General features: G+C 36.7%; 21 protein-coding genes and 2 riboswitches. Of the genes, 4 read left to right on the top strand and 17 right to left on the bottom strand.

Annotated features, from left to right (window positions below; all coding sequences use genetic code 11):
* Positions 1-125: 125 nt before the first annotated feature.
* Positions 126-677, bottom strand: coding sequence for a chromate transporter (locus tag AC1VS3_RS07145; RefSeq protein WP_008687584.1), 552 nt, complete (start codon positions 675-677; stop codon positions 126-128).
* A complete protein-coding gene (locus AC1VS3_RS07140; RefSeq protein ID WP_008687583.1) occupies positions 674-1,237 on the bottom strand; it encodes a chromate transporter in 564 nt (187 codons plus the stop codon). Before AC1VS3_RS07140 ends, AC1VS3_RS07145 begins: the two co-directional genes overlap by 4 nt.
* 97 nt (positions 1,238-1,334) lie before the next feature.
* Here AC1VS3_RS07140 and AC1VS3_RS07135 point away from each other — a divergent pair, with 97 nt between their 5' ends.
* Entirely contained in the window at positions 1,335-2,213 is an 879-nt protein-coding gene (locus AC1VS3_RS07135) for a LysR family transcriptional regulator (RefSeq protein WP_008687582.1), read from the top strand.
* Between the two features lie 31 nt (positions 2,214-2,244).
* Here AC1VS3_RS07135 and AC1VS3_RS07130 read toward each other — a convergent pair whose 3' ends face one another.
* The 6 genes from AC1VS3_RS07130 to AC1VS3_RS07105 all read right to left on the bottom strand — a co-directional run bounded on the left by AC1VS3_RS07130 (position 2,245) and on the right by AC1VS3_RS07105 (position 11,925).
* Complete coding sequence (locus AC1VS3_RS07130; RefSeq protein ID WP_008687581.1) at positions 2,245-5,415, bottom strand: CHAP domain-containing protein; 3,171 nt, start codon at positions 5,413-5,415, stop codon at positions 2,245-2,247.
* Positions 5,416-5,592: 177 nt separating this feature from the next.
* Positions 5,593-6,765 carry a phosphoribosylaminoimidazolecarboxamide formyltransferase gene (locus tag AC1VS3_RS07125; protein WP_008687580.1) on the bottom strand — a complete coding sequence of 391 codons (1,173 nt, stop codon included), beginning with the start codon at positions 6,763-6,765 and terminating at the stop codon, positions 5,593-5,595.
* Between the two features lie 52 nt (positions 6,766-6,817).
* Positions 6,818-6,897, bottom strand: a riboswitch (ZMP/ZTP riboswitch).
* A gap of 146 nt (positions 6,898-7,043) precedes the next feature.
* A complete protein-coding gene (locus AC1VS3_RS07120; protein ID WP_008687579.1) occupies positions 7,044-8,939 on the bottom strand; it encodes an extracellular solute-binding protein in 1,896 nt (631 codons plus the stop codon).
* Positions 8,936-9,790: an ABC transporter permease gene (locus AC1VS3_RS07115; protein ID WP_008687578.1), complete on the bottom strand. Its 855-nt coding sequence runs from the start codon at positions 9,788-9,790 to the stop codon at positions 8,936-8,938. Before AC1VS3_RS07115 ends, AC1VS3_RS07120 begins: the two co-directional genes overlap by 4 nt.
* Positions 9,791-9,793: 3 nt before the next feature.
* Positions 9,794-11,371: an ABC transporter ATP-binding protein gene (locus AC1VS3_RS07110; protein WP_026006733.1), complete on the bottom strand. Its 1,578-nt coding sequence runs from the start codon at positions 11,369-11,371 to the stop codon at positions 9,794-9,796.
* A 20-nt stretch (positions 11,372-11,391) separates the two neighbouring features.
* Positions 11,392-11,925 (bottom strand): helix-turn-helix domain-containing protein, encoded by a 534-nt coding sequence (locus tag AC1VS3_RS07105; RefSeq protein WP_008687576.1) that lies wholly within the window; start codon positions 11,923-11,925, stop codon positions 11,392-11,394.
* 361 nt (positions 11,926-12,286) lie between these two features.
* Between AC1VS3_RS07105 and AC1VS3_RS07100 the strand changes: the two genes are divergently transcribed.
* Positions 12,287-12,628, top strand: a complete 342-nt coding sequence (locus tag AC1VS3_RS07100) for a helix-turn-helix domain-containing protein (RefSeq protein WP_008687575.1) — start codon at positions 12,287-12,289, stop codon at positions 12,626-12,628.
* A gap of 187 nt (positions 12,629-12,815) precedes the next feature.
* Here AC1VS3_RS07100 and AC1VS3_RS07095 read toward each other — a convergent pair whose 3' ends face one another.
* From AC1VS3_RS07095 to AC1VS3_RS07085, 3 genes are all read right to left on the bottom strand, one after another.
* The gene (locus tag AC1VS3_RS07095) at positions 12,816-13,145 is read right to left on the bottom strand and encodes a winged helix-turn-helix transcriptional regulator (protein WP_008687573.1); all 330 of its coding nucleotides are present in this window, start codon (positions 13,143-13,145) and stop codon (positions 12,816-12,818) included.
* A gap of 460 nt (positions 13,146-13,605) precedes the next feature.
* The gene (locus AC1VS3_RS07090) at positions 13,606-14,361 is read right to left on the bottom strand and encodes an esterase family protein (RefSeq protein ID WP_008687572.1); all 756 of its coding nucleotides are present in this window, start codon (positions 14,359-14,361) and stop codon (positions 13,606-13,608) included.
* A gap of 188 nt (positions 14,362-14,549) precedes the next feature.
* The gene (locus AC1VS3_RS07085) at positions 14,550-15,863 is read right to left on the bottom strand and encodes a polysaccharide deacetylase family protein (RefSeq protein ID WP_008687570.1); all 1,314 of its coding nucleotides are present in this window, start codon (positions 15,861-15,863) and stop codon (positions 14,550-14,552) included.
* Between the two features lie 117 nt (positions 15,864-15,980).
* On the opposite strand from AC1VS3_RS07085, the gene typA reads away from it, so the two are divergent.
* Entirely contained in the window at positions 15,981-17,819 is a 1,839-nt protein-coding gene (typA, locus tag AC1VS3_RS07080) for a translational GTPase TypA (RefSeq protein ID WP_008687568.1), read from the top strand.
* Positions 17,820-17,990: 171 nt separating this feature from the next.
* Here the strand turns inward: typA and AC1VS3_RS07075 are convergent, their stop codons facing one another.
* Positions 17,991-18,383, bottom strand: coding sequence for a hypothetical protein (locus AC1VS3_RS07075; RefSeq protein WP_008687565.1), 393 nt, complete (start codon positions 18,381-18,383; stop codon positions 17,991-17,993).
* Positions 18,384-18,600: 217 nt separating this feature from the next.
* Positions 18,601-18,718: riboswitch (FMN riboswitch) on the top strand.
* Positions 18,719-18,823: 105 nt separating this feature from the next.
* On the opposite strand from AC1VS3_RS07075, the gene AC1VS3_RS07070 reads away from it, so the two are divergent.
* Positions 18,824-19,444, top strand: a complete 621-nt coding sequence (locus AC1VS3_RS07070; RefSeq protein WP_008687560.1) for an ECF transporter S component — start codon at positions 18,824-18,826, stop codon at positions 19,442-19,444.
* A gap of 140 nt (positions 19,445-19,584) precedes the next feature.
* Here the strand turns inward: AC1VS3_RS07070 and AC1VS3_RS07065 are convergent, their stop codons facing one another.
* The 5 genes from AC1VS3_RS07065 to AC1VS3_RS07045 all read right to left on the bottom strand — a co-directional run bounded on the left by AC1VS3_RS07065 (position 19,585) and on the right by AC1VS3_RS07045 (position 24,427).
* Positions 19,585-20,442 carry a GNAT family N-acetyltransferase gene (locus AC1VS3_RS07065; RefSeq protein WP_008687559.1) on the bottom strand — a complete coding sequence of 286 codons (858 nt, stop codon included), beginning with the start codon at positions 20,440-20,442 and terminating at the stop codon, positions 19,585-19,587.
* A gap of 291 nt (positions 20,443-20,733) precedes the next feature.
* On the bottom strand, positions 20,734-21,465 hold the full coding sequence (locus AC1VS3_RS07060; protein ID WP_008687557.1) for an ABC transporter permease: 732 nt from the start codon (positions 21,463-21,465) through the stop codon (positions 20,734-20,736).
* Entirely contained in the window at positions 21,465-22,016 is a 552-nt protein-coding gene (locus AC1VS3_RS07055; RefSeq protein WP_008687552.1) for an SOS response-associated peptidase, read from the bottom strand. The genes AC1VS3_RS07060 and AC1VS3_RS07055 overlap by 1 nt, the downstream gene beginning before the upstream one ends.
* A gap of 104 nt (positions 22,017-22,120) precedes the next feature.
* Entirely contained in the window at positions 22,121-23,542 is a 1,422-nt protein-coding gene (locus AC1VS3_RS07050; protein ID WP_481275562.1) for a tetratricopeptide repeat protein, read from the bottom strand.
* Positions 23,543-23,623: 81 nt separating this feature from the next.
* Entirely contained in the window at positions 23,624-24,427 is an 804-nt protein-coding gene (locus tag AC1VS3_RS07045; RefSeq protein ID WP_412593047.1) for a putative manganese transporter, read from the bottom strand.
* Positions 24,428-24,707 lie beyond the last annotated feature (280 nt).

Genomic DNA, 24,707 nt, shown 5'->3' with positions numbered 1-24,707 from the left:
ACCTTATTTTGATACACCGCACTTATTTATAATTAAAAAAAACGCTATGCAAATGCGTTTTCTCATTCGATCTATCTTTGATATATGCAGTTACTAACACTTACAAAGGATTCTTTCACATCTATCTATTGATAAAAAAGTATTCCGACAACACCAGAAAGCATCATTAAAGCAATGGGATTCATCTTCCATTTGCGGCTAATGAATAAAATAATCAAAAAGATAAAGGCGGCTGGTATTTGGATGGCCTCCATAGCAATCCTTCCCTCTTTGAAAAAAGCTAACGACACAATGATTGCCGCTGCCGCCATAATCAGACCCAAAGAACCGGCTTTTAATCCTTTTAATACTTCCATAAAAACACGTGAGGAAGAAAAGCGTTGAAAGATATGATAAATACCATAGGCAATGCATACCCCCATGCAGATACAGCCAATCGTTGCACATAATGCACCAGGTATACCTGCTACACGCATACCAACAAATGTGGAAGTATTCACCGCTAAAGGTCCCGGTGTCATTTGGGAAATTGTAATGATATCCGTAAACTCTTGTGCGCTCAACCAATGTTGACTTTGAACTACCTGTTCACTGATCATAGGAATAATGGCATATCCACCGCCTATACTGAATAAGCCAATCTGAAAGAAAGCAAAAAATAATCGTAATAAACTCATATGCTCACGCTCCTTCTCTCCATATGGACTTTCAGTACACAAATCAAGGCACACAAAATAATCAAAACAGCCACATTCATTTGAAAGAAATAATTTAACACAAAGACCGCCGGAGTCATTAAGATGAAAAACAATTGCTTTTCTTTCACGATCATTGCATACATATCAACAATCAAATCAACAATCAATGCCGCAACACCTGCTTCCATCCCTTTTAATACAGCATTGACCATTGTATTATCCCGAATCACACTATAAATTGCTGAAACAATAGATAAAATGCATAAAGGTGGTAAAATTGCCGCAATACAGCTAACAAATAAGCCACTTTTACCAGCAACTCGATAACCACTTAAAGCACTCATATTAATAGCTATCGCACCAGGAGAAGACTGTGCTATAGCTGCAATCTTCATTAATTCGTCTTCATCGAAAAACGCTTTATTCTCTACATAATATTTCCGGATCATTGGTATAACGACATAGCCGCCGCCAAAAGTAAAGGCACTGATAAACATATTGATACCAAACAGCCAAGTCAGCTTTTTCATCTTATTCATAAAAACACCTCTTCGATAATAGTTTACCATTTGACGCAGCATAAATAAAATTATATTATTTTATAAGATAGATAACCTATAGGTTATGGAGGTAACTATGGATATTCGACGTTTTCGCATCTTTCAAAAAGCCGCAGAACAGCAAAGTTTCACAAAAGCTGCTCAATCCTTGTATATGACACAACCAGCTGTTTCAAAGGCCATTCGTGAATTGGAAGAAGAGCTGCAGACACCCCTTTTTGAACGCTTTCCCAAAAAAGCCATCTTGACCCCGGAAGGGCAACTCTTCTTAAAAAAAGTAAATGCCTTATTAACCCACTATGACGATGTCCTGCAACATGTTGCAAAGATTCATTCCCAATACACCCTGCGCATTGGTTCTAGCATCACCATAGCAAATGACTTTCTTACCACTATCTTGAAGGATTTAAAAAAAGCTTATCCCTCTTTGTCGATGCAGGTAGAAATCGCGTCAAGTTCGGCTATTTTAGATAAACTAGTCCAACAGCAATTGGATATAGCTTTTGTTGAGGGGATGATTGATCAAGATGCATTTATCTGTCTGCCCTTTTCAACCTATCACATAAAAGCGGTCGCTCATCCCGAAGTATTGCAGAAGCAATCGATTACTTCTCTATCGGATATCGCTAAATTTCCATTATTACTGCGAGAAGAAGGCAGTGCCATACGCGATGTTGTAGAAAGCTGTTTCTTGCTATATGATATTCCTTTACATCCCGCATGGACATCAACCAATTCTACCGCTTTATTGAAAGCCGCAACGAAAGGTTTTGGTATCACGTTTCTTCCGGAAAAAATGGTTACAAAGAAATTAAAGAACCATACGCTTGAAGAAGTACAGTTAGCTGAGCTTCAGCTGATGAATAGAAATCACATCGTATATCTGAAACATAAACATGTCAATGATGCAATGCATACGCTGATTAAATTGGCAAATACCATCCCCCATAAATAAAGGAAGGATTGCCCCTTCCTTTATTTATGTTTTAGAATACTTTTATTAATTTCCAATAGGTCTGTTGCCATGCGTTCCAATGATACAAATAAACGGAATTACCACTTGCATCATAATCTCCTCCACGCGTTAACTTAAAGTCTGGATATTGCTTTAATTTGATGACATACGTTCCATCATACAGTTTCATCGCTTGCCACTCATCCGCCATAGGATCTGTATAGGGATTCAGATATGCATGTCCTTCGACATGCCCATAATATGTTGGAGGTGTCTCATATTGACTTGCTGCTGTAATATAATCTGAGTGGATATGATAGATATCAACTACCTTGTTATTATCAAGTTGACTTCGTAAGATAAAAGCATTACCGCCAATATTTTGTAGATTCCAATATTGCGCATTATAATCCCCATTGGGTTGGATATTTAATTTAGTAAAAGCTTGCGAACCTGGTGCTGTTAACGCATATCGCGCATCTGGTGATGTGAAAGCATATGTGCCATCTGCTATATAGACATTATTTTGATTAACATGAATCGTACATTTGGTTGTTTTTCCATTACTTGCTCTTGCGGTGATTGTTGCACTACCAGCTGCTTTGGCCGTTACTATTCCAGAAGAGCTGATGCTTGCAATATTAGTGTTGCTAGTTGTCCATGTTACTTTTTTATTTGTTGCATTGGCTGGTGTTATGGAAGCTTTTAATTGATATGTGTTTGGGGTATAAAGGGTTACTAACGAGGTATTTAATTTAATTCCTGTCACTTTTTGTTCAATCGCGATTTTCGCGCTGCCAGATACTGTCGCGTAATTCTTGTTTGTGATTTTATAATATACGGTTGTAATACCGATTGATTTACGATATGGTTTCGTTTTTGTCCAATTCCCTTTCGTACTAGTACGATAATAAACCACTGAGTTTTTCGCTATATTGCTAAGCGAAATGGAATGATTTTTTCCATCATAATATCCTGTATAACTTTTTACGCTAGGTTTTTGCATACCTGTTTTTACCGTGATAGAAGATGTACCATAAACCGTTTTCGTACAATTTGCATTACTTAGTTTATAATATACCGTCGTTTTTCCAATAGATGTGCGCGTTGGTTTCTTCATTGACCAGCTAGCTCTTGTGCTTGTACGATAATATATCTTTGTACCCGCTGTTACATCATGAAAACTTATCGTATGGGCTTTTCCATTATAAGAACCGCTATACCCCTTTGCTTTACCCTTTTGTATTGCTTTTTTAATTGTAATCTTAGCACTACCTGTTTTTGTCCTTGTGCAATTACTATTCACTATTTTGTAATACACCGCCGTTGTTCCAACACTTGTGCGAGTAGGTTTTTTCGTAGACCATTTTGCCCTGTTATTGGTACGATAATATACTTTAGAACCTGCTGCTACATTACTCATACGTATCGTGTGAGACTTTCCATTATATGTTCCTGAATAACTTTTTGCATAGCCTTTTTGTGATGCCTTTTTAATTACAATTTTCACAGTTCCCGTTTTCGTATTTGTGCAATTGCTATTTACAATCTTATAATAAATTGTCGTCGTTCCTGCACTTGTACGGGTTACTTTCTTTGTTGACCATTTCGCTTTCGTACTCGTACGATAATATATCTTAGAGCCACTGGCAACATTATTGAAACTTATTGTATGAGATTTCCCATCATACGTTCCATTATAACTTTTTGCATAACCTTTCTGAATATTTTTTTGAATAGTAATTTTTGCGTCCCCGCTCAGCGTTTGAAAATAAAGGGGATTTGTTATTTTATAATATATTGTGGTCGTTCCCGCACTTGTTCGCGTTGGTTTTTTTAAGGACCAAGCGCTACTTGTACTTGTTCGATAATACACCTGAGAACCACTTGGTACATTTGCAATACTTATACTATGTGGCTTGCCATCATACCTACCATTATAATCTTTTACAACAGCAGGAATTTTTATTTCACCTTTTTTGATATAAAGCTTATGTGCTGATGTTAGATCTATTGGATATATCTGAATATTTGTTCCAGATTCAAAGTTTCCTCCTGAAGCATTCATTGCCATATAAGGAGCACATTCTGGTTGTAATGAGTAGCCATCATTAAATTTCCGTATGAAGAAGCGCTGCGCAGGTCCAGGATTGTATGAATAGAACTGCATATTCGTAGCACTTTTTGAAGCAGCCTGATACACATCTAAATATAATCCTGTTTTCATATCTTTTATGGTATATGCCTCATTCGCTGTTCTGGTAAACTCATAAATAGCTTGATTAGAAGAATTAATGTTTCCTAATTGTGCATTGTTATTTACATTCACCAAATATGTGTTATTAGAAAAGCCTATTTGCGCATAAAAATGCTCTCCAAGATTTTGCGCTTTACCTAGCAAATTATAGGCGTTAGGTATCATCTCCACCAAATTAGATAATGGTGATTCACCAGCACTATTTTTAGCGGAAACTCCTGCCCAATAATTCTTTCCTAATAAAGGTATTGTATAAGAGAAATTTCTTCCGACATTTATAACCTTCATTTCTTCATCTGCACAATAAATTCTTACGATATATTCACTGGCTCCAACATCATTCCAAGACATCGTGTAATGATAGCCAGAATTGCTTAAATTAAGAGTTGGAGCATTTGGAATACTTTCATTAGTAAAATTTCCTAAATAGATATACCCTTGAAAACCTGGATCTTTTTTCTGAATTTCAGTAATACTATCCGTTTTTGTTCTAAAGTTAAATCCACCATAGGCTGATTCAGAAATCGTCATCGTATTTCCATTTACTGCTTCTACTACCGCTACATGCCCATAACCACCATTCCAACAAATGATTGAACCAATTTTAGGTGTGTTTCCATAGCTAAACGCGCCCTTATTTACATTATCGTTAAACCAATTATAAGCGTGACTTCTTGATAAATTTGGTTTATATCCTAAAATTTCATATGCTCTACCCCAAGCATAAGCTGTACAGTTTGGCATACCATAACCAGATTGATAAAAAGGATTATCAGAATAATAATGGTAATCACTTTTACTTGGTGCCGATGTCCTTGGATAAAAAATGGCAGCAGCCTGTAGTTTCGATAATACATTGCTATCTTGAAAAATAAAGCTCATTGATAAAAAAAGTGATAGTAATGCAAATGATACTTTTCTAATTGTCTTTTTGCTTGTTTTCATCTGTTTCCCTCCATGAATAAAATAAGAAATGGACTCATTCCTATCTCATTAGTATGCCTTTAATATAAGCCTATTTGATTACAACCTCAAGCATTTATACAAAAATTGCATAATCAGTGTCATTTATATAAAGAAAAAACCTCAAATAAGCTCATATGCCTATTTGAGGTTAATGACTTAATGATGGAACAGACGCACATGTGTCATACACATGGCGATATTATATTTATCGCAAGTCATAATCACATGATCATCACGAATAGAGCCACCCGCCTGTGCGATACAAGAGACACCACTCTTATGCGCACGCTCAATGTTATCACCAAATGGGAAGAACGCATCAGAACCTAACGCAACATTTTGTAAGGTTGCTAACCATGCTTTTTTCTCTTCTTTTGTAAAGGGTTCTGGTTTCGCCATAAACATCTCTTGCCACATGCCATCATTCAATAAATCTTCATAATCATCAGAAATATAAACATCAATCGCATTATCACGATCAGCTCTGCGAATGCCATCTTTAAATGGCAAGGTCAATACTTTTTCATGCTGACGAAGATACCAATTATCTGCCTTATTACCTGCTAAGCGGGTACAATGCACACGGGATTGCTGACCGGCTCCTATTCCCACAGCCTGACCATTTTTTACATAACATACGGAATTAGATTGTGTATATTTTAATGTAATCAAAGCTACTAATAAATCACGTTTTTGCTCAGCGCTCAACGTTTTGTTTTGGGTAGGAATTTCTGTAAATAAAGCATCACTAATTTTAATATTGTTTCGCCCTTGTTCAAAAGTAATACCAAAAACATCCTTTTGTTCAATAACTTCTGGCACATAAGATGGATCCATCTGAATCACAACATACTTCCCTTTTTTCTTTTTCTTTAAGATTGCTAATGCTTCTTTGGAAAAGGAAGGTGCTATAACACCATCACTGACTTCTTTTGATAAATACTTTGCACAAGCAGCGTCACATTCATCACTTAAAGCCGCAAAATCCCCATAGCTTGACATACGGTCACTGCCTCTGGCACGAATGTATGCACTTGCCATTGGTGTTAACTCCACATCATCCACAAAATACATCTGCTTTTCAACATCGTTTAACGCCACATAGACAGCAGCTCCGGCTGGTGATACATGTTTAAAGCTAGCCGCACTTGGCAATCCTGTAGCTTCTTTTAACTCCTTTACCAATTGCCAGCTGTTAAAAGCATCTAACAAATTGATGTATCCAGGATTTCCATTTAATATTGTGATAGGAAGTTCCCCTTCCTTCATGAAGATACGAGCAGGTTTCTGATTGGGATTACAACCATACTTTAATTCCATTTCTTTCATTATAATACTCCCTTCCGTTAAGAATTGAAAAAAGCCGACACTTCCAGACGTCAACAAACGCCCAGACGGTCGGCTTATCTAACATTATACTCCCTGTGGTCCATTCCACTTCCGTCAGTCATATAACTATGAAAACTTTATCATGCAATAAGAAATTCGTCAATCTTTTTAGCTTATTCAAACAATCTGTGTATCCTGTGCCACCTATATAAACAATAATGTTTTAAAGCATTACGGCTATCGGATAGCGCATAAAGCAAGCCTATTTCACAACTCTTTTATTTTGCAATCTTTACCTTTGTCCAATAATCAGAAATAATTTTCTTCACATCGGCATTATATTCAAAGATTTCATCTTTCGCATAACCCACACGAGGCAGATATGCATGATTGCCATCAAATTCTCCACCTTCACTGCTTGCCTCATCTAAAACCTCTTCATTGCTGGATGCATAACCGACAAACAGTGTGTTTTTCATACTTGCTTCATAATCTAAAAGGAAATTGATATAATCATTTGCCAGTTTTGGATTTTTAGCATTCTTAGGAATGACCATGGCATCACTCCACAAGTTCGTTCCTTCCTTTGGCATATAATAGTCCATATCTTCATTTTCACTTAAGATATATGCAGCATCTCCACTATACACTAATGCCATATCTTTATTGCCATTGATCATTGCATCAATAACTTCATCCGTCACAATTTCCGGATCCATGATATCGACTGCTTTGACCAACCAATCATAAGCATCTTTCAACTCTTTTTTATCACTTGTATTCATGGAATAGCCTAAGGCTTTTAATGCCATCATAAAGGAATCACGTTCTGAGTCATACATATAGATATGACCTTTATATTTCGTATTATGGAAAATATTGAAGCCTTCTTTTTCCAAATCAGTCTTATGAACTTTCTGCTTATTATAGACAATACCAACCGTTCCCCAGAAATATGGCGCACTGTAAGTATTATCTGGATCATATTGCAAGCCTTTGACACCTTTTGCTAGATTACTCAGATTAGGAATCATAGATTTATCTAAAGGCTGCAGCTGTTTCTCCTGAATCAGACGTTCAATCATGTAATCACTTGGTACTAATACATCATAAGATTCACCGCTTTGCAGCTTCGTATACATTAATTCATTTGAATCAAAGGTATCATAAACGATTTTTACACCAAATTTCTTTTCAAATGCCGCATTGACTTCAGGATCTAAATATTCCCCCCAATTATATACCTTTAAGGTATCGCTGCCATACTTAGCAATGGCATCTTCTGGTGAAGAAGAACCAACACCGCCTTTTAAAGCAACTAACACCGAACCAATGACTAATGTAAAGCATACAGCGATGATACCAAAAACTTTATTAGAAATTGGTCTTCCCTGTTTTTGACGTTTTTCTTTCACCATTGGTACTAAATTTACAAACAGCAATGTAATGGTAATCATTATAACAATTAGGGTAGATAAAGAATTGATGCTAGGATTGATACGTTTGCTCATCGTCCATACAAGGGTTGATATATTCTTTACCCCATTGCCTGTGACAAAGTAGGAAATGATGAAGTCATCAAAGGACATGGTAAAGGCTATTAAAGCACCGGAAACAATCCCCGGCATGATTTGAGGGACAATGACCTTCCACATGGCTTTGGCTGGTGTTGCACCAAGATCCATGGCAGCCTCTGCCAGATTAGGATCAAGACTTCTCAGCTTTGGCATGACGGATAAAATGACATAAGGTGTACAAAAAGCGATATGTGCCAATAACATCGTCAAAAAGCCTTTTTCCATATGCATGGAAACATAAAATAGCATTAAGCCTACCGCCGTAACAATTTCTGGATTCATAATCGGAAGATCATTAATCTGCTGTACAACCTCACGAACGATGCGTTTGGATTTTGATAAACCAATTGCCGTAATCGTACCGACGATCGTAGAGATGAATGTCGCAATCACAGCAGTGATCAATGTATAGTAAATAGCCTCCATCATATTGCGGTCAGAGAACATTTTCTCATACCATTGCAAAGAAAAGCCATCAAAGCTGGTAAGCGAACGACTGCCATTAAAGGAAAATACCAGCATATATAAAATCGGAAAATAGAAAAATACCAAAATGAGTCCGAGTATCAAGCGGCGGGAAAACTTTTTATTGTTCACTGTACATTCCCTCCTTTTCTAGCTCTGACGGTATCATCCCCTTTATCAAGACGACGGGTGATATACATACTGATCATGATGATAACGGCCATGATCATACTGATGGCGCTACCGAAATTCCATTCGCCAACCGTGATGAATTGATTTTCTATGACATTACCAATCATCATATAACCGCCTCCACCCATCAGCTTGGGAATGACAAAGCTGGAAACAGATGGCAAGAAAACAAGCGTGATACCAGAAACTACACCAGGGAGCGATAAAGGAAACGTAATATTTTTAAAGCGCTGGAAACGATTTGCCCCCAAATCATTTGCTGCTTCTAATAATGATTTATCCATTTTAGCTAAAGAGCTTTCGATTTGCAAAATCATAAAAGGGATAAAGTTATATACCATACCTAAGACAACGGCGAAATCAGTATATAATAATTTTGTTGGTTCTAGCCCAAAAAATGCTAGGATATGATTGATTAATCCATTATCAGCCAAGATACCGATCCATGCATACGTACGCACCAACATATTGATCCACATTGGAAGCGTCACTAACAAAATCAATAAGTTCCGTTTTTTAGGCGATGCCTGAGCAATCGCATACGCAACTGGATAACCAATACATACACATAACACTGTGGTAATTAACGAAATTCGTAAGGATAGCCACAATGTCTTTAAGAAGTCCGGGTCTGTAAAAAACTTCTTAAAATTATCAAATGTGAATTGTAAAGATACAACATCATTCCCCTGTTTAGTAAACGCATATAAGACAATCAACAACATCGGAATGACGATCATAGCGACCATCCATACAATGTATGGGATCGTTAAACGCTTAAATGTCTTCATGTGTTAAAATCCCATCTTACTCATGACATGAATATCTTCCGGGAAGAATGTTAGACCCACTTCTGCACCTTCTTCGGCAATATCCGTCGTATGAATCTTAAACTCACGACCCTGTGTACTAAAGGTAACCTGATACGTACCAGCTGTGATATGATCAGGATCAAAGTCATATTCCACATTTGAAATCTCTACATCACTTTCATCAGACAACTTCCAACTCTGTGCATTTGCCCATGTTTTTAAATCCGTATCTAAAGCTGCACTTTCCTTAATTTCATCCACAGTCTTAAAGAAATTAAATGCCGCAATGGCTTCATTCGCTTTAGGATTTTCCACATATTGCTGCTGCACAACAAAAACATCAATTGAGACACTGGTTCCATTGCTAGTAGCAAACGTTACCGGGTAAGTGCCAATTTCTTCTTTGATATCATATTCAATCTTTGAAATAGAAATATATTCATCTTCTTGGGTCTCCCAAGCCTGCGCATCTGCACGCGCAATAATTTCCGCATCGTTGAGATCTTTGACATCTTCGATATCCACATAGAAATCATTCGCAGATATTTTTTCACTGGCATCACTAGATGTGATATCGTGCTCCTTTGTTACCTGCATATTAACACTGACACTCGTTCCCGGAACGGTTTCCACCATAATTTCATAATGAACACCTTTAAATAATACCGATTTTACAATACCTGTCATTTTCCCATCTTCTTCTTTAACGATATCCAAATCTTCCGGACGGATGACGACATCCACCTGTTCTCTTTCTTTGAAACCAAAATCGACACAATCAAATACGATATCATCAAATTGCACCTTGTAATCTTCCAGCATCACGCCAGGAATAATATTACTTTCACCAATAAAGTTTGCCACGTAGCGATTTTCTGGTTCATTGTAAATATCCGTAGGTGTACCAACCTGCTGAATCTCCCCATCCTTCATGACAACAATCTTGTCTGACATGGTCAAAGCCTCTTCCTGATCATGAGTGACATAAATAAAAGTAATGCCGACTTCTTGCTGAATTTTCTTTAATTCATATTGCATCTCTTTACGCAGTTTCAGATCCAAAGCACCTAATGGCTCATCCAATAACAATACTTTTGGTTCATTTACTAATGCCCGCGCAATGGCAATACGCTGTTGTTGTCCTCCTGATAATAAAGTAACATCTTTCTTCTCAAAGCCCTCCAGATTAATTAATTTCAACATCTTTAAAACTTTTTGTTCAATGACATCCTTGCTCATCTTCTTGATTTTTAAACCAAAAGCGATATTGTCATATACATTCATGTGTGGAAATAACGCATATTTTTGAAACACAGTATTGAGCTCACGTTTATAAGGAGGCAATTGGGCAATATCCTCTCCATCGAAAATCACATGGCCTTCACTAGCCTCTAAAAAACCGCCTAAAATACGTAGCAATGTCGTTTTTCCACAACCACTTGGTCCAAGCAGCGTCACAAACTCATTTTCATAAATATCTAAGTTAATTCCCTTTAAAACAAGCTGTCCGTCAAAATCTTTGACGATATTCTTAAACTGAATCAGTTTTTTCTTTTCCATTTCCATATTGCATATCTCCTTTAAAATAACGGCGGTGTTGTAATCCACAGCACTTTAGCGTCATGTTTCCCTACATTACGAAGATAATGACGATACTTCCCATGAATATAGAAGGTTTCTCCTTTTTTAACCGGATACTCCTTCTCCCCATTAACCAGAAGAATACGTCCTTCCAGTACATAACCAAATTCTTCGCCATCATGAGGATCAAAAACCATACTGGTTTTATCCGCATGGAGTTCCAGCAGAATAGGTTCCATTTCATTTTTCTGCGCATTTGGTACGATCCAATGAATACAATATTCTTCATGCTCATCAATGAAATGATCTTGTTTGCTAAAAACGACCTTCGTTTGCTTGCTTTCCTTAAAGAATGAGGCAAGATCTGTTCCCAATGCTTCTAAGATATCTTCCAGCGTTGAGACCGAAGGGGACGTCAGATTACGCTCTACTTGTGATAAAAAACCTTTTGTTAATTCACTGCGTGAAGCCAGTTCTTCTAAGGTCAGATCATTTTGGATGCGCAAAGCCTTAATTTTTGCTCCGATATCCATGCCATTCCTCCTTTTTGTCAGTTTAGTAACACTAAACTTTTTGTATTATATTTCAAACAAGTGTATTATACATGTTTTTGTTAAGATTGCAATATATTTTAAACAAAAAGTTTGATATATTAAACAAGAAATTCCATAGCACCCTATTTCGCTATAGAGACACCTTTAAAACTATAGAATTTAAATATATTATTTTTCTTATCTCAACCTTTTCATAAGAAGATAGCATCATTTTTTAAAGAATATACATTATTCTTCCACATATATAATGGATTCTGTTTTTTTACCATTTATAATGGTATCTTAATAAGCTTATTCAATTCTATTTTATACTATATATAAATATGAAAGAGGTGTCGGTATGTTAAAGATAGGTGGTATCTTGCAAGCAAGGATGGTTCAAAAGGATATGAAACAAAAAGAATTAGCAAATCTTTTGAATGTAGATCAGCGGACAATCTCCAGTTATTGCAAGAATATCAGTTTCCCAAATCTGGAAACCTTATCAGCGATTTGTGAAATTTTGGAACTCGATTTAAATGAACTGCTGCAAATACATGCCAAAGGTAATGAAGAGCTGCTCATTCACGATGACATCGAATTATCTTTGCTGCAACATTTTCGTAAACTGCCCAATGGTAAAAAACGGGTTTTTGCCAAAAGCATGGCGCAGCTGATAACACTTTTGCATGAGGAAGAATAACTTATATAAGAACTTATAGCTTTTCCTTACGTAAAACTTTATCCATAATAAAAAGACAGTTTCTGTCTGGATAATGAAGAAATGTTAAGAAGAAATCTTATGGATTCGTTGTTTCTTGCCATAAGACTTCTTTTCGTACGCTTCATGTAACAGAAAAACTGTCATTTTCATAAAATAGATATCTTTTTTAAATTGCTCCGTATTCTTTCCGAATTTCTTCCCCGGTTTCCCAAATCGTTTTTACCGCCCTCAAAAACTTAGCACCGCGATTTGTCAAAGCATATTCAATTTGCATCGGTTTTACATTCTTATGAATAATGGTAGAAACTAAACCAAGGGCTGTTAATTCCTGCAAACCATCACGAATCATTAAACGGTTTTCCACTTTCATGTCCAATGCAATTCGCCCAATTTCTTTTTTACAGCTGTCTAGCTGCCGCAAAAGTTCACATAAATCTTCTCGTTGTAAAATAGCTATGCCTAAAGTGTAAGCATCCTTATACGTCATTACCTTCATATGATCAGCTCCTTATGGTGCTTATCCTAGCATTATTTTCCTATTTTTGACAATGTTTTTTTATTGAAATGACAAAACTTTTTAAAACGATTACTAACTAAGCATATTCTTACAAAAACCCATCTTTTAGAACTTCACATATTTTCACGTAATTCAAACATTTTTTACCTATAGTATTTTTTTATACTTATAGACGAGCAAGGGAAACACCTTGCTTGTATGTACTCATCATTCTCCCTAATGATAATTCATACAATTTTCTATCCCCTTAAATAATCATAATGATTTAGAAATCGCCGGTCCCCCCTTAACCGGCTTTTTCTATGTCTTTTTTCATCATGCATATCATTGGGTTCTTTTGTTAATATCCCTAAAGCTTAACATCAAAAAAGCAGCTTGCTTTCTCTTTCTTGAAATGCATACACTAGCTGCTTTTTTTCTTAATTTAAACATGCTTTTCCTATACAAGAAATTGCAGGAAATAATCAATTTGCTTCTTCCACCAATACCAATCATGGGAAACATCATAACCCCAGAAATCAATCCATACATCAATTTGCTTATCCGCATAAATCTGTTCCATATGATGTAGACTATTTTCACACTCCTGCTCCCAGGCGCCCTGACCACAGCATAAGATGACTTCAGACTGGCGATATAATTCCATATATGGATGATCTTCCTTCAGATTAGCTAAATAATCACTCGGTGAATTTTGATAAGTCAATTCATCATGATATTCATGGAAGAAGAAAGATGCATGATAAATACCGCTCATTGCCAGTACCTTATCAAATACATCCGGTCTTCTTAACATTGTGTTTAAAGCATGAAAAGCTCCCATGCTACATCCACATGTCATCATCTTATCATAGCTTTTACCACCATTATCAAAGGTACTGATTTCTTGAACACGCAAAACGAATTCATCCACGATGTAATGATACCAGCGTTCATGCAGCTCTATACGCTCTCTTGGATTTCCACCTTCATTTGACCAAGTTTCTTCATCAATACTATCCACACAGAAGAATTGAATTCTCCCTTGTTCAATAAACGCGCTTGCTGCATCAATCATACCGAAATTCTCAAAATCATAAAATCTGCCATTTTGTGCCGGAAAGACAATACATGGCTTCCCCGCATGTCCATACACCTTAAACTCCATGTCACGATTCAATTCATGGCTAAATTCCTTATAGTATGCTACCTTCATAAATTATCCCTCCTCATCGTATTATGATTTTGCAGCAGTTTTCTTAAAATGGATAAAAACGCATAGATACTTATATCATTTCGTCATATTCTTTTTATTATTATATCATAAAATACAACAATTCGTGGAATTATATATCATTTCCTATCCTAAGAATAAACAAGAGAAAACAGGCATTTGGCCTGTTGTTAGGATCTTCTTACCTTATCCGGATGATACGTATATAATTCGCTGACCGTAACAAGTTGAAATCCCTTCTCCTGCAGTTTTGGAATTAAAATGATAGCCGCTTGTGCACTTGTATCATACAAGTCATGCATCAATATAATATCTCCATCCTTCACTTGTTTCATTACTCGCTCTACAATGACCTTCGTATTGCGATCCTTCCAATCTCGTGTATCCAATGACCATGTGACGATGCGTTTGCCCTGCGCACACTGCATAACGGTATCATTTTTCGAACCATATGGCGGACGAATAACATTCGGATAGGTTCTCGTTATTCCATAAATAGATTCTTGCGTAGCTGCGATTTCCTCTTCGATATTCGCCTTGGATAAAGTTGTCAGCTGTTTATGCGAAAACGTATGATTGCCGATCTCATTTCCTTCCAACACCATGCGTTGTAACAAATTGGGAGCATTGGCAGCATTTGATCCTAAAACAAAGAAAGTCGCACTGCCATGATATTGTTTTAGTGCATCTAATATGGCGGCAGTATAGCGTTTACTAGGACCATCATCAAACGTCAAAGCAACCATCGGTTTTTGGGGATCAATATTTTTCACAGGTTCATTTAATATATCTTCATATGGTACTACCGTAGGAATCGTTTCACTGCTTAATGCGGTTTTTCCTTTTAATTTCTCATAAGGACACTCATATGTTGCTGTTGTATCAAATAATGTATGAGGTGGAAAATAAAAAACCATAGCATCCTTTTTTAGCACAAAATGCGCATAATTCTCCATCAAGGCTGCACTATGCGTCCGAAAAGCATCACGGTCACAAGCCTTTGGTGCATGCTTTTGAAAATACTGTATGACGTCTGCTGAAAGCTGTGTCAAAGCATCTTCACTTAAAAAATCTTCAATCGTTAAAAAAGTGTTTTGTTTTGTATCATAAACCATGGTTTCAACGGTCTCGTTTTTTTGATACAATACCTCATAAAATAATAATTTTACTGACAAATAACGATTATCTTTTACATACGATTCATAGCTCACATTGAATTCCGGTTTCCTTGTTTCTTTCATCTTTACCGCTTGTTTAATAAAGGATGATTCATAGGAATGTATGAGTTCTTTTATTCTTTTGTTCATTTTTGGATAGGATGTTTCAGGGTATTGGACACTTTTCACATAGGCATCTTCCACTGCCAACTGCTGTTGTCGCTTACCCACTTCCTGTTGCGGATTGCTGTTTTGCGCAATCTCTTTTTGCGAGCATCCCCACAACAAAAGGCATAGGAAAGGGCATACAATTTTTCTAAGTTTCATGTTTTCTCACCTGCTCATAAAAGTATATGGAAAAAACCGCATAAAAATGCGAAAAAAATTGTAATTCCACCCATTTCGGTATATGATAATACATGGTCATAAAGGTGGAATATATATATGAGTGAAAAAGAAAAAATTATAAATATTGCGGTTATCGCGCATGTAGATGCCGGTAAATCGACATTAGTTGATGCTTTCCTGCGTCAAAGTGATGTCTTTCGCAGTAATGAAGAAGTTGTCGACTGCGTCATGGATAGCAATGATTTGGAAAGAGAACGTGGTATCACGATTTATTCTAAAAACTGCTCTGTCATTCATGACGGTGTAAAAATTAATATTGTGGATACGCCAGGCCATGCGGATTTTTCCAGTGAAGTAGAACGTATCATTAAGACCGTTGATACTGTTATCTTACTGGTTGATTCCAGTGAAGGACCTATGCCACAAACGCGATTTGTCTTAAGTAAATCCTTAGAGATGGGCTTGCGCCCGATTTTGTTGATCAATAAGATTGATAAAAAAGACGCTCGTCCTCAAGAAGTTGTCGATGAAGTATACGAACTGTTCTTGGACTTAAATGCCAGCGATGAACAATTGGACTTCCCAATCCTGTATGGGATTGCGAAACAAGGTATTGTTCAATATGATTTGGATACCCCTAGTGATTCTATTGAGCCATTATTCAAAACGATTTTAAAACATTGTGATGTTTATCCAGATCTGGATAATGAACCATTACAGATGCAAGTATCTGCTTTAGCTTATGATGAATATATCGGACGTTTAGGTATCGGACGTATTTACCAAGGTGTATTAAAACCACAGACACAATATGTGGTATGTGATTCCTTTGGACATGAACGTACCAATACAACAAGTCAGATTTTCGTATATCGTGGCTTAAGCCGTGTTTCCGTTGAAGAAGCGCATAGCGGTGATATCGTTGTTATTGCCGGTATTGCGGATATTTCCATCGGTGAGACCTTATGTGAAAAAGATCATGTGATGCCATTGGAAAGCATTCATGTGGAAGAGCCAACCTTAAGTATGAACTTTATTGTCAATAAATCTCCATTCGCAGGACAAAGCGGTAAGTTTGTTACTTCCCGTAATTTAAAAGAACGTTTAGAAAAAGAACTAGAAGTAAACGTTGGTTTAAAAGTAGAGCCTACAGACAGTGGTGATTGCTTTAAAGTCAGCGGGCGCGGAGAATTACATATTTCTGTCTTATTAGAACAGATGCGCCGTGAGGGCTATGAAGTCGCTGTATCAAAACCAGAAGTCATTCTGCATAAAGATGAAAATGGGAAAACGGTAGAACCCGTGGAAGAAGTTGTCGCTATTGCCCCGGAAGAATATAGTGGAACCATTATTAATAAATTGAACCTAAGAAAAGGCACAATGGTGGATATGGTTGAAGAAAATGGCTATGTCCGTATTACTTATGAAGCACCTACACGCGGCTTATTAGGTTATCGCAGTGAATTTATTAACGATACACGTGGAGAAGGTACTTTAGTACGCCGTATCAAAGGTTACACACCATATAAAGGTGAAATCACCCAACGTGCAAACGGTGCTATGATTTCAACCGATACCGGTGGTGCCATGACGTATGCCTTATGGAATTTGCAAGAACGCGGAACCCTCTTTATTTCACCACAGACGGAAGTGTATGAAGGTATGATCATTGGTGAATCCGCACGTAATGTTGATATGGATGTAAATCCTTTGAAAAATAAAAAACTAACCGCTATTCGTTCCTCTGGCAACGATGAAGCAATGCGTTTGACTCCGCCAAGAGAAATGACATTAGAAGAAGCATTAGAATGGATCAATGATGATGAATTAGTAGAAATCACACCAGACTGTATCCGTCTACGTAAAAAAGGCTTAAAGCCGCATGAACGCCGCCAATACTATCGTGATCGTATGGCTGCTGAAGAAAACTTATAAAAATAAAAACCCCAAACGGGAAATAAGGATGCATTTGCTTATCCCAATAAATGTTGATGCATACCTTCTCAGATGGGGTTTTTCTTAATCCTTTTTATCAAAGCTTTGCGATAAAACAGCTCTTGCATACGTTTGCTTCCTCAAAAAAAGATGTGCTATCCTTTGCACATCTTATGTTCGTTTATCAAATTTTGTATGACATTTTGGACAAGTAATTGTAATTTCGCCCTTACCTTTTGGTACCCGTAATTCCTGTTTACAACTAGGACATTTATAATACTTATGTGTCTTACGATCCTGAAAACGGTTTTTTTTCTTACGAAACCACATACGAATCGGATACGTCTTCTGCAGATATAAAGTATTCTCTGCACTTCGTTTATATGTTTTACGCGAAAGTATGCGAAACCAACACCAGATAATCAATATTGTAGATAAGTACGTAATCATGCTATTTTGCATGATCATTCCTATCATCGTTACAATGAAATATAAAACAAGAATAGCGAATGACAGTTGGTCAACACCATATCTTCCACGCATAAAATTCTGAAACCATTTCATGTTGAAAACTCCCTTCATCATGTAGGGTATTATATCACTATTTCATTATATTCTCCAGTTTTCCTTCTATATTTGAAAGTTTCACATAATTGTGAAAGAACCTTGTGCTTCTTGTAATTACGAATACACCACAAATACGTATGATAGATATCATCATCTATAAACGCAATTGCATATGCATTGACAATCCCCAAAAACAATGCTATCATAACAACGACAAAAACTTCAGGGTCGGGTGAAATTCCCAATCGGCGGTAAACCCCGCAAGCCGTAACTGGCAGGAACCGTGTGCAATTCCGGTGGCGACAGTATAGTCTGGATGAAAGAAGTATAGTGTCTTTTTGATATTCCCTAAAGGTTTTGTTGAAAACCTTTTTTTGTTGTTTTCACAGCAGAAAAAGGCTGACAAGGATGGCTCTATCAGCCAAAGGAGGAATAACATGTCAGCTTATGTTTCAACAAAAAAACAGATGAGTATGCAAACAATCGCCAAAATCAGCATGCTAGGAGCTCTAGCCTGCGTCTTGATGATGTTTGAAATCCCATTGCCTATCGCTCCACCATTTTATAAGATTGATTTTAGTGAAGTTGTTGTATTAATCGGCGGTTTTGCCATGGGTCCATGGGCAGCAGTTGCCATTGAGGGATTAAAAGTCGTTTTAAACCTTTTATTAAATGGTACGATTACCATGGGAGTTGGTGAATTTGCTAATTTTCTAATTGGCTGTGCCCTGGTCGTACCAGCAACCGTTTTTTATCAACATGAAAAAACAAAGAAAAATGCTTTGATTGGCCTAATCATGGGAACGATCATTATGACACTAGTCGGGGCATTGGTTAATTATTTTATCTTAGTTCCTGCTTATGCCTATTTTATGAGTCCTGCCATTACGATGGAAATCATTATTGGAATGGGAGCTGCTATCTTCCCCAATATTCATGGATTGCTTGGCTTAGTACTTTTATGTGTCGTTCCATTCAATATTATAAAAGGCGTTTTAGTGAGTTCCATCGTCTTTGTTTCTTATAAAAAAGTAGCTCCATTATTAAAACGTTCCTAAGCAAAAAAACGATGTTTTGAAGTGACTTGAATCCCCTTTATTTGGTTAATTATAAACTATGGGGTTGACTTCAAAATAAACATCGTTTTTTTATTTATTGCTTTTCCTTCTTCAAAAATCTTTATACATTATATCTTATACTAACTGTTCTTTTCAAATACCAATTCCTGACAACTCAATTCAAAAGCACACGCTTGTACGATATCGCGTATATAAGCGTTTCTTACATCAATATCCCCAATGATCGTAGAAACGCTCTTTTCTTTAGCTGCTAATGCGCAAGCCGCCTGTAACAACACTTTTCCTAAGCCCTGAGCTCGAAAAGCAGGGTGCACTGCCAAATATCCGATACCACGATACTTTTCACTAGACGTATTTAAAAAGACGATTCCAGCAGGAGTACCATTCACAAACAACATTTGCCGATACGTAAGAGGTTCTTGCTCGATTAGTTCTGTAAATAGCTTGACCGCTGCTTTATATCGCCCATATCGTATAGCATCTTTCCTTATAGAACGATCTTGATTCTGCTCATAACATGCCTGTATCATCTCAATAAATAAGGTATCCTCAACATCTCTGCCATCACGAAGATCTGCTTTTATAGGATAAGCATAAGGTTGACAAATATAACTCTCTTTTTCCTGGGTAATTACAAAATCTGACAATAAAAGACTAGTTTTGACAAGTTCATGATTGCTTTTATCGGAATATAAATGTATTACGATATGTTTCTCATGAATTCTATTACAAGCTTCCTTAAGAAAGCCAACCGCTCTTTCAACAGGTATTTTTTCCAGTGTCAGATATGTCAAATAGCGATTCAGAATTATTCTGCCATAGATTCGTTGCCCTTCTTTTAAAATTAGGCAATCTTCCATATTCAGACTACCTCGGTGAAACTCCTCAGATAATGCTTCATTTTGCGCGTTACTGCTAGCTGCCATATGACATACAGCAAATAGTTCATCCTTTGTTGAAACAATTTTTATTTCCATGAAATTCCCTTCTCATCCACCCATAAAAAAACATGTATCCATTTCTGAATAACATGCTATTTTACACTTGGTTTAAGAAAAGCTTCATAGGGTGGATGTGCATGTCAGATTCAGAAATAAGTAAATCGTTTATCTTCATCGCACATCACCTCACTTTATTATCATAATTATAACATGCTTTTTATGAATCTTCAATGACCTTACCTTGCTACCTTAAAGCAATAAGAAAAAACTTCTTTTTTATCATCAAACATCATGATCTATTCTGTAAGATCGTTTATGTATTATGTATCATCTCTCTTTGATGCAAACACGTAAGATACGATCCATCAGTACAAGCAAAAAAATCATCCAGCCTGTCCATGCAAACATGCCAATCATATCGAAATTCAAACGACATAAATTTAACTCTCGACCAATTCCTTCCTGCATGCCCCCTAGAATCTCTGCCATGACTCCGACCTTAAACGCTAAAGACATCCCTGCTGACAGACTAGCCTCAATGCTAGGACGCAATAAAGGTAAGTATACACGTCGAATTTCATAACTTTCCTTTTCCGGATAAAGTTTCATGACTTCCATTAAATCTTTATCCATATGCAAAAGGGCACTAAATAGATTACTGTATATTACCGGAAACAGAATAAGAAATAAAATCAATATCACTGCAATACTGCGGGCAAAGATAATTAAGACAATTAAGATATAAGAAATATTAGGAACACTTCTTGTTAATAAAAGGAATGGATAAAATAAATCACGGAAGATATGAGAACGATAACTTAAATATGCACAAAACAACGCAAAAAGAAATGCTATAATCAGTCCTGCAAAACCACGCAGCAAAGTAACCTCTAACGTTGTATAGAAAGAAACAGAAAAAACTTGGGTACTCATACGTTGTACCACTTGCCATGGATATGGAACCAGCATATCATTATCCTTTACCATGGCAAAGACTTGCCAAAAAAGTAAAAGAATTGTTGCGGCAGCTATTGTGCGATATCTTTGATGGCGTTTCATTACTTCTTCTCCTTGATAAACAATAAGTCTTCATTATCAACCTGAAATGCTAGTTCCTCTTGTAAATAAGAAATGATTTGTTCCTCACGCAAAATAATAGGTGTTCTATTATGAATCTGCGCCATCGCATCTGAGGCTTCTCCTGTTACAATCACGAATTCTTTTTTTTCGTTATATATTCCTGCCAAGTAGAATAACGGCATGTCTTGTTTACGAATATAAATCTTCTGCTTCCCATTTCCTGTCTTTACCCACTCATAAAACCCATTGCAAGGTATCAAACAGCGTTTCTTTAAATAAGGCGCAAATGTTTTTTTCTGCTCTATTCCTTCCTTACGGGCATTGATCAAACGTTTTCCTTGATACCCTTCCATGCCCCATTTCATAACATCCACATCATAATCATTTTCTCCACGTGTTAATACCAGTGCTTTTTGTGATGGAAACACTTCTTCCCGAGCATATTCAAATAAAGCCTTTTGTTCTACCTTATATTGCAAACGTTGAAAAGGTACACTATCCTCAAAGGCAAAGTAATAACGTCCACACATGATCATCACCTCCTATCTAACCATTAGCTTACAGCAACTTCTTCCTTTTTCAATTTTGCGACTTCTTCTGGTATCCAATCTTCACCATATTCCTGTGCTAACGCCTATTCATAGTATTGGATAGCCTCTTCCTTCCTATCCGCTTTCGCCAATACTTCTGCCATGCTAGCGAAAATCCAACCATCCTTTCTTCCCAACTGCATCGCTGTTGTAAAGTCACAAATTGCATCTTCTAACTCATCTAATTGGTAATGACACCATCCGGACATCGAAGGATGCATCGCATTCTTAGGTTCTTTTTTTCTAGCCTTTACAAAATATTCAAGGGCTTTTTCATATTCTTGCAGTTGCAAATAATTCCAACCCAACTCGCCATAAGCCCAGCCATCTGCACCAAAACGCTTCAATCGTTTCGATAATACTTCGATTGCCTTGCGTTCCTTACCATCTCGCCCCAGATTCCATGCATATAAATCAAACATATCCATGCCTTGTTCTCCATGCGATAAACAAAACTCACAAGCATTTTCAGCATGTTCATAATCTCCTAAATCACTATAACAACGGGCAAAATGATACATTAACCACATATCATCCTTCTTTTCTTTTTCAGCCCGCTTTAAAAATGCTAATTTCTTTTTCCAATCCCGCTGCTTGTGCGCTATCCAAATCATTTCCTGATAAATCCAATAATGCTCTTTCTCTCGATGAATGGCCTTTTCGTAGTAAGATAATGCACGATCATAATGTGCATTTGCATGCTCCATATCATCTAATAAACGATAGGCATCTCCCATTAGGGCATGTAAGCTCGTATCATCTTTCCCGGCAGCTTCCGCTTTTTTTAAATGTTCTAGAGCATCCTTTGCACGATGTAAAGATATGTACGCATTCGCAATCTGAAATTCCTTCCATGGTTCATGTTCTTTCTCATGGATTTTTTCCAAATATTGAATTTCACTCTCATAATCTTCTTTTTGATGATAGAAATTTGCTAAATCAAAACAAGCGTCACTATCTGGATCTAATTGATAGCTTTTTAAATAATACTCCAATGCCTGCTCCTTTTTATCAAGTGATAGATAACAAGATGCAGCTTGAGCTAAAAGCCATGTATTATTAGGATCGTCCAATAATGCATCTTCAAAGCAATTCACAGCCTGCTCATATTCATGAGCTTCTTTGAAGCACCATCCAATCTCGCCATGAATCCATGCTTCATCAAATCCAAGCTCTAAAGCTGTCAATAACTCCTCCATGCCTTCTTTGATTCTTCCTTGCCGATCATAACAAAAGCCTAGCTGTGAATGCATCCATCCATCTTCCCCAAACTGATGAATACCTTTCAGCAGATAGATTTCCGCCTCTTGATAACGTTCCATATGATTTAATAGCCATCCCATATTTCCATAATAAAAAGGATCATCTAACGCATATATTTTATATTTCTCCAGCAGAATACGAGCATCTTCTAGTCGATTTTCAGCTAGTAGATCCGCAAATTCTTGTTTATAATCCAAACTCATCACCATCCACTTGTTTTCGTATCTTTATTATATCTCAAATAGAAGATAAAGAAAAGAAAAGCGATTTCTCACAGAAACCACTTAACTAAGAATTTGTAAAATACTTCCAGTGACAAGAGCAATTATAAATAATATACCAAGTATACGGCAAATATCCTTTTTATTATCATACATCTTAAATAACACTAGTAATCCCAATCCAGCACTCGTAATCAGTCCCGCAGTTAATGCACCAAAGCTCACAACACCGTCAATAAACAGTTGTGATAAAATAACGCTGGCAGCACAATTGGGAATGAATCCGACAAGCGACGCAAATAAAGGTTGCAAGAAACTTCCAGCACCTAAAAATTGTGCTAATGCTTCTTCACCAAACTCATGAATGATGAAGGATATGATAAAATTCACACAGAAAATAAAGAGAAAGATTTTCAGTGTATGTAAGAATGCAATCGCAAAGATGGATGGATGTTTTTTCTGTTCTTCATCACAGTGCTCATGAATGTCATGTAAAGGATGATTTTCCTTCAAGTGATGCTGTTTCACTAATAGATCTATTAAGTACCCTGAAATGCATCCAATCACCAGTTTTACTGCAATCACCTGCAACAATACATCTAATTGATTAGGTTGCGCAATTAAAATAGGAATAGCTTCATCACTAGTTGATACAAAAACTGCTATCAACGTACCAAGAGTGATAGAACCATTCATATATAAACCACCTGCAATAACAGAAAAACCGCATTGTGGTACAATACCTAGCACAGAACCAACCAGTGGACCAAATCGTCGGGTTCCAGCTAATAAACGTTGCATCTTATCATTGCTTTTATGTTCAAGATATTCCATAAATACATAAGCTGCGTATAAAAAAGGTAGCATACTCAACGTATCATGTAAAACATCAGTTAAAAGATCCTGCATGTTGATTCTCCTTTCGCATCACTTAGCAATTTTACCACTTTTCGATTATTTATACCAGTAGTATGAGTTCTTTATGAATTACTTAAATTAAATCCTATCAGCGAATCAGGCAAGTTGCATCTTTGTTGAAAAAACATGAAATTTGATGCCATTGGTTTCGCTCACATAAGGAATGTGTTTGGATTTCTTTCTCTATATAGAAAAAAACCTGTCCTTCTCAGAACAGGTCTTCCTACCT

The organism is Longicatena sp. (assembly GCF_982403165.1).
This window is presented reverse-complemented; position numbering and strand designations above follow the sequence as displayed.